General features: G+C 52.7%; 11 protein-coding genes. 8 read left to right on the top strand and 3 right to left on the bottom strand.

The features are described 5' to 3' along the window. Nucleotides 1-68: 68 nt before the first annotated feature. On the bottom strand, nt 69-1,631 hold the full coding sequence (locus AYK82_RS09040; RefSeq protein ID WP_068314335.1) for a sulfatase family protein: 1,563 nt from the start codon (nt 1,629-1,631) through the stop codon (nt 69-71). 536 nt (nt 1,632-2,167) lie between these two features. Here AYK82_RS09040 and AYK82_RS09035 point away from each other — a divergent pair. The 5 genes from AYK82_RS09035 (at nt 2,168) to AYK82_RS09015 (ending at nt 7,316) form a co-directional block, all read left to right on the top strand. Continuing rightward, nucleotides 2,168-3,295: an ROK family transcriptional regulator gene (locus tag AYK82_RS09035; protein WP_156453312.1), complete on the top strand. Its 1,128-nt coding sequence runs from the start codon at nt 2,168-2,170 to the stop codon at nt 3,293-3,295. Further along, entirely contained in the window at nt 3,292-4,110 is an 819-nt protein-coding gene (locus AYK82_RS09030) for an ABC transporter permease (RefSeq protein WP_082733831.1), read from the top strand. Before AYK82_RS09035 ends, AYK82_RS09030 begins: the two co-directional genes overlap by 4 nt. Then, complete coding sequence (locus AYK82_RS09025) at nt 4,107-4,865, top strand: ABC transporter ATP-binding protein (RefSeq protein ID WP_068314329.1); 759 nt, start codon at nt 4,107-4,109, stop codon at nt 4,863-4,865. Before AYK82_RS09030 ends, AYK82_RS09025 begins: the two co-directional genes overlap by 4 nt. Before the next feature lie 43 nt (nt 4,866-4,908). Then, nucleotides 4,909-5,880: an aliphatic sulfonate ABC transporter substrate-binding protein gene (locus AYK82_RS09020; RefSeq protein ID WP_082733830.1), complete on the top strand. Its 972-nt coding sequence runs from the start codon at nt 4,909-4,911 to the stop codon at nt 5,878-5,880. A 455-nt stretch (nt 5,881-6,335) separates the two neighbouring features. After that, nucleotides 6,336-7,316, top strand: a complete 981-nt coding sequence (locus AYK82_RS09015) for a LysR family transcriptional regulator (RefSeq protein WP_068314326.1) — start codon at nt 6,336-6,338, stop codon at nt 7,314-7,316. 79 nt (nt 7,317-7,395) lie between these two features. On the opposite strand, the gene AYK82_RS09010 is transcribed toward AYK82_RS09015, so the two are convergent. Further along, nucleotides 7,396-9,144, bottom strand: coding sequence for an OFA family MFS transporter (locus AYK82_RS09010; RefSeq protein ID WP_068314323.1), 1,749 nt, complete (start codon nt 9,142-9,144; stop codon nt 7,396-7,398). A gap of 643 nt (nt 9,145-9,787) precedes the next feature. Next, entirely contained in the window at nt 9,788-10,666 is an 879-nt protein-coding gene (gene focA, locus AYK82_RS09005) for a formate transporter FocA (RefSeq protein WP_068314320.1), read from the bottom strand. Nucleotides 10,667-11,050: 384 nt separating this feature from the next. Here focA and AYK82_RS09000 point away from each other — a divergent pair, with 384 nt between their 5' ends. The 3 genes from AYK82_RS09000 (at nt 11,051) to sfsA (ending at nt 14,977) form a co-directional block, all read left to right on the top strand. Next, nucleotides 11,051-12,493, top strand: a complete 1,443-nt coding sequence (locus tag AYK82_RS09000) for a TrkH family potassium uptake protein (RefSeq protein WP_208976446.1) — start codon at nt 11,051-11,053, stop codon at nt 12,491-12,493. Nucleotides 12,494-12,795: 302 nt separating this feature from the next. Then, complete coding sequence (locus AYK82_RS08995; protein ID WP_244265742.1) at nt 12,796-14,241, top strand: TrkH family potassium uptake protein; 1,446 nt, start codon at nt 12,796-12,798, stop codon at nt 14,239-14,241. A 19-nt stretch (nt 14,242-14,260) separates the two neighbouring features. Then, nucleotides 14,261-14,977 carry a DNA/RNA nuclease SfsA gene (sfsA, locus tag AYK82_RS08990; protein WP_068314310.1) on the top strand — a complete coding sequence of 239 codons (717 nt, stop codon included), beginning with the start codon at nt 14,261-14,263 and terminating at the stop codon, nt 14,975-14,977. Nucleotides 14,978-15,291: the final 314 nt, after the last annotated feature.

Genomic DNA, 15,291 nt, shown 5'->3' with positions numbered 1-15,291 from the left:
GTTTCTACATGGAGCTGTTTCTCTAAAGCGGGCCGGAAGTCCGGCCCAACAGGTGTGTGCGTAGCCGCCTATGCGACCATAATTGCGCGAATGCCTTTTGCTCGGTTGGCCAGTACATCGGGCGAGCTGTGCTCGGGAATGTCTCCAACCTCTGCCATCTTGGCATCCAACTTGGCGAGCATCATTTGAAAAACTTCATCGTAGCTGGCGTTGCCCGCCAGATTGTGCAGCTCTAGCGGATCTTCCTGACAATCAAAAAGTTCCCACTCGGGTTGTTCTGGCATGCCGAATGCGCCGGGTTGATCGAGGCCATCATTGTACCAATAGATCAGTTTATAACGCTGATCCCGCACCCCGTAGTGTGCGTAAGCGTTGTGATTTTCATCGCCATGCATCCAATAGCGATGATAGGCGATGTCCTGCCAGTTTTCATCGGTCCGTTCTTCCAGCAGCGGGCGCAAACTGGTGCCCTGCATGTATGTGGGTGTTGGCTGTCCGGCGTAATCAAGCAATGTGGGAGCGAAATCGACATTGGTGGCGATATCGCTTGAGGTGCTACCGGCACGGATCCCTTGCGGGTAACGGATGAGGAATGGCATTTGCAGCGACTCTTCATACATAAATCGTTTGTCGAACCAGCCATGTTCGCCAAGGAAGAAGCCTTGATCCGAGGTGTAGATTACGATGGTATTTTCGGTGAGGTCGTTATCATCAAGGTAGTCGAGAAGGCGGCCGACATTTTCATCAACCGAGGCAATTGTGCGCAGGTAGCGCTTGATGTAGCGCTGATACTTGAAGTGCGCCAACTCATCTTGCGAAGTAAAGGTAAAGACTTCGCCGGTGTTTTTGTCGACCAACTTAAAGCCTTCTAGGTCTTTGGGGTGAGGGACCAAACGGGCGGGACCATCGACAAGAAGTTCGCCCGTTTCGGCACCACCCTCGGGTTGTGCAAGGCCTAGGTCATCGTAGATCATGTCCTCGCGGATGCGCATGCGGGCATTGGTAGCGGCGCGAGAGCGGGTTTTATAGTCGTCGTCGAAGGTGTCTGGGACGCGCACATCCTCATCCTCAAGCAGGTGGTTGTGTTTGGGATGAGGTATAAAGCTGCGGTGCGGGGCTTTGTGGTGGCACATGACAAAGAACGGGCGTTCTGTATTGCGTTCCTCCAAGAAATTCAGTGTCTTGTCGGTGATTATGTCTGTGACATAGCCGGGCTCACGACGGCTACCGTCCTTGTCGATCATGCGTGGATCGAAGTAGTCACCTTGACCTGGCAGTACGGACCAAGCATCAAAGCCTGTTGGTTGGTGCTCTGGGCCTTCGCCCAAGTGCCACTTGCCGAAAAGGCCGGTTTGGTAGCCTGCGCGCTGCAGGTGCTTGGCAAGGTGTGGCACACGGTTATTCAGATGGGTGTCCAGTGTTGTGACGCCGTTTACGTGATTATAGTTCCCGGTGAGAATTGATGCGCGACTTGGCGTGCAAATGGAGTTGGTGACATAACAATGATCAAGCCGCATACCTTCGGTTGCGAGGCGATCAAGGTTCGGGGTGGTATTGAGCCCCGCGCCGTAGCAGGAAATTGCTTTGGCGGCGTGATCATCCGCCATAATGAACAAAATGTTGGGCTGCATTGGGGCTCTTCCTCTCTTTTTTGCGTGATCAGACTGTTAAAGCTGCCTGTTAAAATGGCCTGTCTGAGTGCGCGAATAAATGCGCTACACGTGTCTGGTATTTCAAAAATGGATTCTATTATTCATTATATGAAATGTATCAGAGGGCGCGTCAAGAGTTGCTGAAGCGAACTTATAGAAAAACTAAATAGCATTCTGCATGTATTTTATTTTCTAGAAACTTTATGCCAGTTTAATCAAGATAATATGACGAATTAAGCCCAATAGTGCGATCTAAATTCCAATAGTATTGCTCGTCTATCTTTGATTAGTTCGTGATTCTTGATGGAATCGAAGTGATATTATTGCATATGTGGTACGTATACTCACAGATCGGCAAATATCGTCGCCCCACTGTTTTTTTAAGAAATCGCAGAAAACTGCCCTCAATTCGACATTACGTTAATTTTCCTACTTAAGTATTTGGGGGGTGACGTTGACAGGATCCCGTCGTTTATTTGTAAAGTTGATAAATAAATTCGACGGGAGGGAGAGTTTTGGGCGTTCATCACGGCGTTATATTGGGGTTACTGCGAGACTATGGGCCGTTGTCACGGGCCGAGTTGGCGCGCCGTACCCAATTGTCCGCGACGGCCCTTACCAATCTCATGGCGCAGCTGCTGGAAGATGGTTGCGTTGAAGAAGTGAAAGAGGATGCACGTGTTGGCGTGGGCCGCCCACCTGTTGCGCTAGGGCTGCGCGATGCGAGTTACCGGGCACTTGGCGTTCATATCGGCGGAGGGCGCGGGCAGATTGTGCTTTGCAATTTGCGCACAGAAGCGTTGGCATCCGCTACATTTTGCTATGAAGTGGGTGCAACAACCCCGGATGAAGTGGTGACGCTGATTGCCAATCAACTGGAGAACCTGCTGGCGATGTCAGGCAGCGCGCATGATCGGATCATCGGTGTTGGCTTTGCTGTTCCCGGGCCGGTTGATAAGGCGCAGCGGCGTGCTCTGTTTTGTGCGGCTGCGGGTTGGAAAGATGTTTCCTTTGCGCAGATGCTGGAAGAGCAGATCAACCTGCCAGTGGTGCTGGAGCATAATGTTAGTGCGATGGCACAGCGGGACTCACGCTATGGGCTGGGCAAGAACTCTGATGCGCTGCTGTATTTGTATCTGCGCTCGGGCGTTGGCGCTGGTCTGGTGGTTGAGGGTAAGCCGTTCCGACCGGGAGGGATTGGCACCGTTGAGCTTGGCCATATTCCTGTTGCCAATGGGCCAGGGTGTGCTTGCGGAGCTGAGGGGTGTCTTGAAGCCCTCGTAGGGGAAGCAGCGCTGCGGCGCGCGCTAGGGATCAAGGATGGCGAGATTCTGGATGATCCTCTGTTTGTGTTGGTTGACCGGGAGCCTCAGGTGCGTGCCGATGTTCTGCGGTATTTAGAGCACGCATTGGTCAGCGCAATTAATATGCTGAGTGTCGATTTCGTTGTGCTTGGCGGGCATCTGGCCGCTGCGCCGCAAAGCTTCATTGCTGTTCTGGAAACCCGGGTCAAGCAAAGGGTACTGGCGCATGCACGACAACGCTTGCGCATTGTTGGATCGACATTGGATTCTAACCTTGGTGGTTTGGGCGCGGCGAGTGTCGCACTGGATCATTTCTTCTACTCAGGAGCATTCAAATGACAGAGCAGGTTTTGCAGCCTGTGGCCGAAGTTCGGCCCAAAACACAATTCAGGATTGCTGAATTATATCGCAAAAGCCAAGGGTTGCTATTGAATCTGTTGGCTTTGTTTCTTGGGTTGGGGTTTTGGACGCTGGTCACACGTGCTGGTGTTGTCGGGTTGCCTGGCCCGGTTGGCGTCGCAGAGCGTTTTGTTGAGCTGGCGAGTAGTGGCCAGTTGTTTGTCGATATCGGATCAAGTTTGAGCCGCGTTCTGACCGGCTTTTTGCTTGGCGTGAGTGTGGCCGTGCCCATCGGGTTTCTGATGGGGTGGTACAAAACGGCGCGTAGCTTGATCGAGCCTTATGTGCAGTTTTTCCGCATGGTACCGCCGCTGGCCGTAATTCCCTTGGCGATTGTTACGATGGGTATTGATGAGACACCGAAGATTTTCGTGATTTTTCTTGCAGCGTTTCTGTCTTCGGTTGTGGCGACTTATCAAGGGGTTATCAGCGTTGACAAAACGTTGGTCAGTGCTGCCCGTGTGCTGGGCGCGGGGGATGCGCGCATCTTTTTGTCGGTGATTGTGCCTGCCTCTGTACCTTTCATTCTGGTGGGTTTTCGCATTGGCCTTGGGGCGTCATGGGCGACTGTGGTTGCAGCAGAGCTGATCGCGGCGCAATCGGGCCTCGGGTTTAGAATGCAACAGGCGCAGCTTTACTACGAGTTGGACACAATTTTCGTCAGCCTAATCACGATTGGTTTCCTTGGATTGGTGATGGACCGTCTGGTGCAAGCTGCAGAACAACGTCTGACAACATGGCAGGAACGAGTATGAGCACCAAAATTCAATTCAAAAATGTATCGCGTCATTTTGGTGAGGGAGCCGACCGCTTTGTCGCCCTGCAAAACCTAGATCTTGATATTGAAGATGGCGAGTTTGTTACCGTTGTTGGTCCTTCAGGTTGCGGCAAGTCTACTGCGATGAATATTGCGGCGGGATTGCTGGACACCTCTTCCGGCGAAGCACTTGTTGATGGTGAAGAAGTGAATGGACCGGGACCAGAGCGTGGGATGATTTTTCAGCAGTATGCGCTGTTTCCGTGGTTGAGCGTGCGTAAGAATGTTGAATTTGGATTGAAGATCCAAGGGTTGCCGAAGGAGGAGCGTAAAAAGATTTCAGATCGCTACCTCGAGCTGGTGGGCTTGACGGATTTCGCCGATGCACTGCCAAAGACCCTATCTGGTGGCATGAAACAACGCTGCGCTATTGCCCGCGCTTATGCCGTGAATCCAAAAATTCTGCTGATGGATGAACCGTTTGGCGCGCTTGACGCCCTGACACGGGTGAATATGCAGGATCAGCTGCTGGACACGTGGAGCCGGGAGCGCCGCACAATCATGTTTATTACCCATGATGTGGACGAGGCGGTTTACATGGCCAATCGTGTGATCGTGATGGCCAGTCGCCCCGGCCGCTTGAAAGAGATAATTCCGGTGAATTTGCCATATCCGCGGACAGAGGACATCCGCCTGTCGCCGGAATTCGCAGAGATACGTAACCGTGTATGGCACGCGGTGTATCACCAATAGTTCTCGAGGCTGCGCTCGAAAAGGCCTTTTTGGAGGGTTTGGAATGAAGTTTTCTGGACGTATCGCAACTGTTGCTTCCGCTGCCTTGTTGCTGGCAAGTTCTGCTGGTGCTAGCTTGGCAGAAAATACTAAAATTCGAATGGGGTATATTGCCGATTACTTCGGTACAAGTATTGCTGCCATTGCCACAGAGCAGAAGCTCTGGGAAAAGCATGGTATTGATGCTGAGTTGAAGGTATTTACCAACGGCCCAATTCAGGTACAGGCACTGGGTGCAGGTAGCCTTGATTTTGCGTATCTTGGTGCCGGGGCCATGTGGCTTCCTGCAAGCGGCAAGGCCAAGATTATTGCAGTGAACGCGCTTGGCTTGTCTGACCGCGTTATTGCACAGAAAGGGATTAACAGCCTAGCAGATCTAAAGGGCAAGCGGATTGGTATTCCTGAGGGAACTTCAGGTGACATGCTTTACCGCCTTGCCTTGGAAAAGGCTGGTTTGAAGCGTTCCGACGTTGAAACCATCAAGATGGATCCAAGCACTGTTGTTTCTGCTTTTGCTTCGCAGCAAATTGATGCGGCAGGTATCTGGTACCCATTGGTTGGCACTATCAAGAGCAAGGTTCCCGGGACTGTAGAGCTTGCCTCTAACGAGGACTTTTATCCTGAGAAGTCTTTCCCGAGTGCGTTTGTGGTTTCTAACGAATTTTCCGGCAACACCGAAGCGGTGAAGAAGGTGAACTCTGTGATCAAGGAAGCGCTTGATTTCCGCGCCAAAAACCGTGAGCTGGCTGTTGAGATCACTGCTAAGTTTCTTGGTGTTGATCCAGAGCCGCTGATGCAGGAATCTGCTATGGCCAAAGTGTTGAACAGCGACGATCTGGAGTTCCTGACCCAGAACGGCAATGTTTACAAGTGGTTTGGCGGTCTTGCCGATCTTTATGTCGCGTTTGGCAAAATCGAGAAGGCGATGGACCCTAAAGATTACTACTTGGCAGATCTGTATCTGGAAGCAAAGTAATCACCTTATGCGATGATATTACTCTGGCCGCTGAGGTGGCCAGAGTTCCCCCATAGCTTTTGAATCTAGGTGCTTGGCACCACCGTATATTTCGGGTTGTCGCGTGTTCCTCCGCTGTGCGGCGCCCCCATTCTTTTAGATCCTGCCACGCCAGCTCACCCCGTTGGCGGCAGGCAGCGGCCAGCTCAATAGTGGAGAGCTGGCCGCGCCCCATTTCAAGACATAGTTGCTATCATCTGTTAACACTGCGCCCTTGGTTGTGGCGGTCTGTCTATGTGACCTGAGGGAAGATAATTCTCTGTATTATTTCCAGATACACGAAATAGGGTTATGTTTTTGCAGATTCCAACAGTATTTCAGTGACATATTAGCGCGGCGCGTGTTTTTCTCGCTTTCATACTAGACTTTTGAATTACCTCTAGCTCAAACTATGCGCCTTGGGGGAGATGCGATCTATGGATATTCGGCAACTACAATACCTCGTGGTGTTGTCGGAGGAAAAACACTTCACGAAAGCTGCTGCAGCTTGCAATGTGACACAGCCTACCCTTTCTGGCCGCATCCGCCAGTTGGAGCTGGAGCTGGGTGTGCCGCTGGTTGCGCGTGGAAAGAAGTATTTCGGCCTCACGCAGGAGGGCGAGCGGGTGGTTGTTTGGGCGCGCAAGATCCTGTCGGACTGCCGCAGCTTGCGCCACGATGCGCTGGGGGAAAATGGCGCGCTGCCCGAACGAGTAAGCGTGGCTGTTGTGCCCTCTGCCGCGCCGATGGTGGGGCGGCTGGTCGGGGAGATGCGGTCGCAATGGCCGACAACGCATATCAACATTGCGGTGCTGCCCCATAACGAAATCCTTGATGCGGTGAGCGCTTATCGGGTGGATTGCGGGATTACCTATATTGAAGATATTGATCCGCTGCAATTTGCCGGTGATTTGATGTTTACCGAATGTTACCGCATGTTTGTTTGCAAAGAGCATCCGTTAGCAAGCTGCCACGAAGTGACGATGCAGCAAGTCAGCGAGTACCCCATGGTGGCGCTTAGTGACGGGCTTAAGAACCGTGAGTTTGTTGATGCGGCTTTTCGCCGGACAGCGTGTTGGCGGGAGCCGGATATCGAGTGTGACAGCTTCGAGCTGCTGGTAAGTACGCTGCCCGGATCCCAATATACCGCAATCATGCCTACGCACTATGAAAGTGCCAGTGGTGGTCTGTTGCAAAGCGTGAAGCTGGTTGATGCGGGATTGAACCATCCGGTTGGTTTGGTGAGCTTGCGGCGTGACTTGCAGCCGGTCCTGCTGGAGGGGCTGCGAGAGTTTGCGCAGGCTGTGGCGCTGGAGGCGAGCAAGCATGGCGCCACAGCAGCTATGCGCGAGGGTGCCACGCCTAGTGCTATGGAGTTGCTGGCGGGAGCGAGCCGTGCGGTGCGGGACTTGGCCTAGCGCTGATATGATTGAATTTATGGCAAAAAAAGAGGCGGGGTGCCCCGCCTCTCTTAGTGTTTACAAGTGTTTTTCGGCTTTACGCTGCTTTTGCAGGTTTTGAGCCGTGCTCCTCGCCTTCGCCCAGTGCATCCTCAGCCATGTGATACTTAGAATTCACCGGACGCATCAGCAGATTAGCTACAAGGGCTGCCAACAGAACAAAGGCCATGAAGGTCATTGTGGAGTTGTACAGGCTTGGGGTTGGGTCGATAGTTCCCTCAGGGGCGATTTCCATCAAGCGAGACACGGAGATGGATTTTGCCGCGATCATCGCCTCTAGCTGGTCTTTGCCTGCACCGAAGGTTTGGGAGAAGACGATGGGGTCAATCTTGGCAGCGAGATCATGGAGAGCGCTGTTGATTGAGCGTTCCCGCAGGAAACCGATCAAGAACGGACCTGCAACACCTGCGGTGGACCAAGCAGTCAGCAGACGGCCATGGATGCCACCGACATATTTGGTGCCAAAGATGTCCGCAAGATATGCGGGGATTGTGGAGAAGCCGCCACCATACATGGTGAAGATGATCATGGTTGCTGCATAGAACAGAACCAGCCACATCACGCTTGGGCTTGCGCCAGCGGATGTTGCGATGAACGGGATAGACAGATAGAGGAACGCGCCAAGGACGAAGAACACGGTGTAGGTGTTGCGACGACCGATGTAATCGGAAAGCGATGCCCAGCCGATGCGGCCCAATGCGTTGAATACGGAAATCATCAACACATAGACACCGGTAAAGGTGCTATCAACGATGCTTGGCAGGCCGTTACCAAAGATTTCACTGATCATGGTTTTGGAAACCGAGATCACACCGATACCTGCGGTGACGTTGAAGCAAAGTACGATCCACAATTGCCAGAATTGCGGGGTACGCAGGGCGGTGTCGATATGCACGGAATGGGTGGTGACCAGACCTTTGCCGGTTTTGTCTTCTTTAGGTGCGACAAAGCCCTCTGGCGCCCAATTTTTCGGCGGAACGCGGTAAGCGAAACTGGCAAGGATCATGACACAGAAGTACACGATACCGAGAGTGACAAAGGTTGCTGCTGTACCGGTGGAGCCGGTGCCAGCGGCGTAAACGCCTTCTACAGCGCCGTCAAAGGCATTTGCAGCGTCGGCCGCGGAAACAAAGATTGCTTCAACTTTTTTGCCTGCAACGGTTGCATAGCGCACGCCGTTTTCGATGGTGGTTTGCACCTGATCAGCGGTGCCGAGGAATTCTGGCGCTTTGGAGTAGATGCCCAGCAGCCAAGATTTCAATGGCACGGCTATCATCGCACCGCCGCCAAAACCCATAATGGCCATGCCCGTGGCCAGACCGCGGCGATCCGGGAACCAGCGGATCAGGGTGGATACGGGGGAGACATAGCCAAGACCAAGGCCACAGCCACCAATGACACCGTAACCCAGATAGAGCAGCCAGAGCTGGTGAGTCATGATGCCCAGAGCGCCAACAATGTAACCGCCGCCCCAACAGAAGGCAGCAACGGTGCCGACGCAGCGTGGCCCGACTTTTTCAAGCCATTTGCCGCCGATGGCAGCGGAAATACCGAGGAAACAGATTGCAACGGAGAAGACCCAAAGAACGTTTGACAGGGTCCAGTCGGCAGCGGCGGGGGCAATGCCACCGATCTCACGGGTCAGGGATGGGTTGTAAATACTCCATGCATAGGCAGAGCCAATGCAAAGGTGAACTGCGATGGAAGCGGGCGGTACCCGCCAGCGATTATAGCCAGGCTTGGCTACAATGGCTTCCTTTAGCAGGAAGGATGGTAGTTTAAGCATGAGAACCCTCCATTCATTTTAGGCACACCGGGGGTCCAAAACACCATTGTTTCGGAGGGAGTTTGGTGCGGTTCGGCCCAAGATTGGTGGCAGTTGGGAGGGATTTGAAATTGATAGACTTTATTGTCTTATAGATGAAATCTATTAGAGAGGTGTTCCTGCTGGTGCTTGTGCTTGCGGAAGAATAGCTAAGGGAAATTTGATACTTTGTTTTTCTAATATATTTTTACAAATCAATATCTTAGACAGGTTTTAATGTATGCGTTTTTTGTGGTGTCTCTGATGTATTAAGGGGCGTGTTTATCTACGGTGCGCGGGGCATGACTTTTGGGTCAAGTCGTCGCAGGGGGTGTCCCGTCTTTGGTTTTCCCCACTTCGTCGGCGGGTTCTAAGGGGCATTGCGTAGTTTTTCTTGTATTATCAGTCATCTGCATTTGTTGCAGTTTTGTGATGACTCGTTCTGTGGCGACCACGCTTCCTGGCATATCGCAGGTGTTTGGTAACGCGTGTAGTCGTAGTACCTGTGAGTTTTAGGTAGGTCTTCGCGAGGGTATTACAAGGGCCGCGAGCGAGCGCGGCCCTTGGTGTGCTATCATCGTTTAGGCCGAGAGAGGGCGGAGGAAGGCTCTGTCTTTACCCGTAGCTACTCGGCTGGTGTTGCATCTTCGCCTAGCTTCAACGTAGGGCGAATGTGAATGAACCAGTAGGTGAAGCCGATCATCACGGCGCCGCCAATGATGTTGCCAATGGTAACCGGGATAAGATTGTTCAGCACAAAGTGGGAGGTGGTGAGATCGGCAAAAGCAGCCGGATCGACTCCTGTGGCTGCCCAGAACTCTGGTCCTGCAAATGAATGGATGATGATGCCGAGCGGGATCATAAACATGTTTGCAACGCAGTGCTCGAACCCGGCAGCGACAAACATCGCAACTGGCAGAATGATAATCAGCACCTTTTCTATCATATTCTGACAGGAGAAGGAGAGCCAAACTGCGAGACAAACCAACATGTTACACATAATGCCGAGGGCAATCGCCTCGCCAAACGAGTGGTGAAGCTTGTGCTGGGCGATCTTCATTGCATTGATGCCCCATTCACCGCCAACTTGCATATAGACCTTGCCTGCAAATATCAGGGCGACAAAGAGCAGGGCCCCCACGAAGTTGCCGAGGTAAACCGTTACCCATGTGCGGATCATCTCTAGTGTACTGATTTTGCGGCTGGCATAGCCCACAGAGGTGAGTACGGTGGAGGTGAACAGCTCGGCTCCGGTGACAATGACCAGCATCAGGCCAAGGGAAAAGGCAACGCCGCCGATGAACTTAACAAGGCCATAGGGAGCTGTGCCAGTGCCGACCGTGACTGTGGTGTAAAAGGTAAAGCCGATGGCAATAAATACACCGGCGGTGATAGCCAGCATGAACGAGGTTAGCGGTGCCTTGCGGGTTTTGGTGATGCCGTAGGCTTCTGCGGTGTGTGTCAAACCCAATGGGCTTACAGCTGTTGAGGCTGCGGATGGCATGGGATCCGGGCTCCTGCTATGGATACAGTTGAAGGCGCATGCTTGTGCGCAAAACAGTTTTTCGTGCGCGCTCTAGCTTGGCTTCGGGGGACGAGCGCGATCTCTTATCTGCCTTATACAGTAGAAATGTGGCAGTGTCCTATGCGGAATTGTCCCATGTCCTTGATATTTCATAGAAAAGGAACGATTCTAACGTAAAGGTAGTTGAGATTTTGCAGTAACTGCATAGCAGGGTTGCGCTTGGTGCAAAGGTTAATATGTAATATTGCTCATTGCATGTATGTGGGGCAGTGCTACGTGATTGTCCTGCCTGAGATTTCATGCATTAAAACTGTCTTGCGATTTTGGGGTGTAAAATCGCGTCGTCATGATTAGAGGAATGTCATGCTGCTGATTGGTCCGGTTCTGCGCGTGCTTGGGTATTTTTGTGTGGCACTGGCCTTGTTGATGCTGGTTCCTGCTGCGGTGGATCTTTATGCCAACAACCCTGACTGGTTAGCCTTTGCCTTGACCGCGATCTTCATTGGTATGATCGGGCTATTGCTGTCGGTTGCGACGTCTGGCTACCAGATTGAGCGGATTAGCACGCGTCAGGCGTTCTTGATCACGGCAAGCGCGTGGTTTTTGTTGCCTGCTGCGGGGGCTTTACCATTTCTGGGGCTAGGTATCGGGTTCGTTGATGCTTTTTTTGAAAGTGCATCCGGGTTTACGACCACAGGATCGACGGTACTTATTGGCTTGGATAGTATGCCTCCGGGCTTGTTGCTGTGGCGTTCGCTGACCCAGTGGGTTGGCGGTGTCGGGATCATCGTCATGGCGATTATGCTGATGCCCAGATTGCGTATCGGCGGCATGCAGCTGTTTCGAACTGAAAGTTCTGACAAGAGCGATAAGATCTTCAGCCGGGCGGGCGACCAGATGCGGTATATCGCCGGGGTTTACATGGTTCTGACCGGGATATGTGTGTTTGGCTATTTGCTGTTCGGTATGGATCTGTTCGACGCGGTTAATCACGCTATGACGACCTTGTCCTCAGGCGGGTTTTCAACACACGATGCCTCCTTCGCCCATTTTGACGGGCTCGGTGTTCGTGTGGTGGCAATTGTATTTATGATGGCTGCTGGTTTGCCGTTTGTGTTGCTGGTCAAATCATTGACCAAATCGCCGCTGGCCTTGTTTCGAGATCCGCAAGCGCAGGTGTTCTTTAAAAGCCTCCTCGTAATCTCCATTTGCATGACGATCTACTTGGGTGCGGCGCACCAATGGGCGTTTGGCGAGGCCTTGGTCGATTCACTATTTGTGGTGACCTCTATCGTGACGACAACGGGCTACGGGCTTGGTGATTACACTACTTGGGGCGCGCCGATGGTCGGAGTTGTATTTATGATGACCCTAATGGGGGGGTGTACCGGATCCACCGCCGGCGGGATCAAAACCTTTCGCTTTATGGTGTTTTTTGGAACAGTGCGCGCGCATATGCGGCAGATGCTACGGCCTGATCGGGTGGTTGTCGTGCGCTATGGTGATACGCAAATTACGCCTGATCTGGCGTTTTCTGTATTGGCTTTCTTTGTGGTTTACATGGGCACTGTGGTTGGCCTTACAGTGGTTTTGGGGGGCTTGGGGCTTGATCTGGTCACTGCGCTGAGCGCTGCGGCAACTGCGCTTGGCAATGTGGGGCCGGGGCTTGGCGATCAAATTGGCCCGGTGGGAAGCTTTGCCGAATTGCCGGAGAGTGCCAAGGCGGTGCTTGCGGTGGCGATGCTGCTGGGGCGGCTGGAACTGTTCACAATTATCCTGCTGTTTGATCCGGAGTTTTGGCGTTAACTCTATGGTTTCCCAAGTGGCGGCGGAGTGACTCGCGGTATTGCTGGTGCCCCTGTGTATAATTGTTCTTGTCTGTGAAATATTATTGCGAGACATTTTAATAATGTTTTTAATTGTTGCTTGTCTTTGGATGTTCTTGGAAAACGCCTCTTCAGGCGGTGTTGTACCAATTGAATGCCGTGTATTCCTCAAGGACCTGCCGCGAGGGGTGGGGCAGCGAGGGCTATAGAGGCAGTCATTGGCTCTTTTGCTGCAAAACGATGCCCGCTGTGGCCGGTGGGGTTTGGCAAGCGAGAGTACAATTGGTTTTATTCCGTCCTGTCCTGAGTGTGCTTGGGTATCTGTATGTCACGCTAGCATTAGCAATGCTGGTGCCTGCGCTGGTGGATGTGTCGCTGCGCAACGCTGATTGGCAGGCTTTTGTGTTCTCCGCGATGGTTACCGGCCTTGTGGGGATGCTGCTATCTGTTGCGATGGGCGATGCGCTGCGCGATGGTATTACGACGAGGCAGGCGTTTATTTTGACCAGCCTTGCATGGATTACGCTGCCGGCGCTTGGTGCGCTGCCGTTTATGGGCCTCGGTATTGCCTATGTAGATGCGTTTTTTGAGAGTGTCTCCGGCTTTACCACGACTGGTTCGACCGTCTTGTCAGGGCTGGATAATCTGCCGCCGGGCCTCTTGGTTTGGCGCTCGCTTATGCAGTGGATGGGCGGGATCGGCATTGTGGTTATGGCGATTGTGCTGTTGCCGTTCCTGCGCATTGGTGGAATGCAGTTGTTCCAGACAGAGAGTTCGGCGGATGGGGAGCGAATTTTCTCCCGCTCGGCAGAGCAGATCCAGTATATCGGCCTTACTTATCTTGGCATTACCGTGCTTTGTATCTTTGCCTATTGGGCGAGTGGCATGAGCATATTTGATGCGTTCAATCACGCGCTCACGACAGTGGCGACGGGTGGTTATTCGACCCATGACAAGTCTTTCGGCTTCTTTACGAATCCGGTGAGCGGCTGGATTGCTATTGTGTTTATGGTGCTTGGGTCCTTACCGTTTGTGCTCGTCGTGCAGGCGGCGCGGGGGCAACCGTGGCGGCTTTGGCGCGATCCGCAGGTGCGTTCGTTTCTATGGTTGATTGCGTTGGTGTCGCTGGCTCTGACCATTTATCTTGGCGTGTCGTTGCAAGAGCCGTTTTCGCAGGCCTTATTGAAAGCCACGTTCAACGTGATTTCCGTGATAACCGGCACGGGTTATGCTATGGGGGACTACACCCAGTGGGGCGCGCCGGTGATCGGGTTGGCGCTGCTGCTGAAGTTTGTCGGCGGGTGTACCGGATCGACAACTGGGGGTATCAAGATCTTCCGTTTCCTGGTGTTTTTTGGCACGGTAAAGGCGCATTTGCGGCGGATGGTGCGGCCCAATCGTGTGATTTCGGTTTCTTATGGGGCGGCGCGCCTGACGCCGGAGCTAACCTTTTCTGTTCTGGCTTTTCTAGTGGTTTACTTGGGAACCGTTGGGATTCTGACTTTGGTTTTGTCCACCTTTCATCTGGATCTGGTGACGGCGGTATCTGCGGCGGCGACTTCGGTGGGCAATGTGGGGCCGGGTCTTGGGCCGGTCATCGGCCCGGCGGGCAGCTTTGCGCCGCTGCCAGATGCAGTGAAGTGGATTTTGAGCGCAGCGATGCTGCTGGGCCGGTTGGAGCTGTTTACCGTGTTGGTGCTGCTTGATCCGGATTTCTGGCGCAAGTAACGAGCAAGAGTGGGCGGTAATGAAATTTCCTGAAGCGTTGATCGAGGGGCGGCTGAAAAAGCGCTACAAGCGGTTTTTGGCGGATGTAGAGCTGTGCCACAGCGGTGAAATAGTGACGGCACACTGCGCCAATTCCGGCTCCATGAAGACCTTGCTGGGGGAGGGTATTCCCGTTTGGCTGAGCTATAGCGATGATCCAAAGCGCAAGCTCAAATACTCTTGGCAGATGCTACAGCTTGGCGAGGCCATGGTGGGCATCAACACAGCGCTGCCTAATAAGCTGGTGGAGGAGGCACTCGGTGTGGGGTGGATCGCACCGTTGCAAGGCTACGCAAAGCTGCGCCGCGAAGTAAAGTACGGCAAGAACTCCCGTATCGATATTTTGTTAGAGAATGAAGATGGCGCGCTGACCTATGTGGAGGTGAAGAACACCACCATGCTGCGCGAGGCGGGGATTGCGGAGTTTCCTGATAGTGTGACCGCGCGGGGAACCAAGCATCTACAAGAGTTAAGCGATATGGTTGCGCAGGGGCACCGTGCGGCTATGGTGTTTTTGGTGCAGCGGGATGATGCGCAGCGCATGCGTATCGCGCGTGATATTGACCACGCCTATGGCGAAGCCTTTGATGCGGCGTTGGCCGCAGGGGTGGAAGCCTATGCCATTGGTTGCCGCCTTGATGCTGGCGAGATCGTTGTAGACCGGAATGTTGAAATAGATTTTTATTCGGCACTTTAACCTTTTTGGTTGTGCGTGTTCATGATAGGTATTTCTCAGTTTTCTGAAGTTAGAAATAGATCTAACGAAATTTTTGATGGTCTTATAGGGGTCAAAAAGATGTATATATTTAAAAAGTATGTATTGTCATTTGTTTGCGCGGCATTTTTCTTTTTAGCCACTTTGAATGTGTCAGGTTTTATTCTTAGGCAGTATGAGTTTAACAAGGTTTTTAAGGGGTTTCTCATAATTTCTTCGGCTGTGCTGGTTGGTAATTATGTGTATAGCTGGTTGTCTAATCGTGTTAAGCCGAGAAAATCAACCAATGAACCTGT

Source organism: Polycladidibacter hongkongensis (assembly GCF_001561995.1).
In the GTDB taxonomy this organism is placed as follows: Bacteria; Pseudomonadota; Alphaproteobacteria; order Rhizobiales; family Stappiaceae; genus Pseudovibrio; species Pseudovibrio hongkongensis.
Note: the sequence above shows the minus strand (reverse complement) of the source record. Positions and strands in the feature narration are given on the sequence as shown.

Bases quoted from the DNA above. Each gene is read 5' to 3' on its own strand.
- AYK82_RS09020 (WP_082733830.1), top strand. From the start codon at position 4,909: ATGAAGTTTTCTGGACGTATCGCAACTGTTGCTTCCGCTGCCTTGTTG.
- AYK82_RS09025 (WP_068314329.1), top strand. From the start codon at position 4,107: ATGAGCACCAAAATTCAATTCAAAAATGTATCGCGTCATTTTGGTGAG.
- sfsA (WP_068314310.1), top strand. From the start codon at position 14,261: ATGAAATTTCCTGAAGCGTTGATCGAGGGGCGGCTGAAAAAGCGCTAC.
- AYK82_RS09000 (WP_208976446.1), top strand. From the start codon at position 11,051: ATGCTGCTGATTGGTCCGGTTCTGCGCGTGCTTGGGTATTTTTGTGTG.
- AYK82_RS09015 (WP_068314326.1), top strand. From the start codon at position 6,336: ATGGATATTCGGCAACTACAATACCTCGTGGTGTTGTCGGAGGAAAAA.
- AYK82_RS09010 (WP_068314323.1), bottom strand. From the start codon at position 9,144: ATGCTTAAACTACCATCCTTCCTGCTAAAGGAAGCCATTGTAGCCAAG.
- AYK82_RS09040 (WP_068314335.1), bottom strand. From the start codon at position 1,631: ATGCAGCCCAACATTTTGTTCATTATGGCGGATGATCACGCCGCCAAA.
- AYK82_RS09030 (WP_082733831.1), top strand. From the start codon at position 3,292: ATGACAGAGCAGGTTTTGCAGCCTGTGGCCGAAGTTCGGCCCAAAACA.
- focA (WP_068314320.1), bottom strand. From the start codon at position 10,666: ATGCCATCCGCAGCCTCAACAGCTGTAAGCCCATTGGGTTTGACACAC.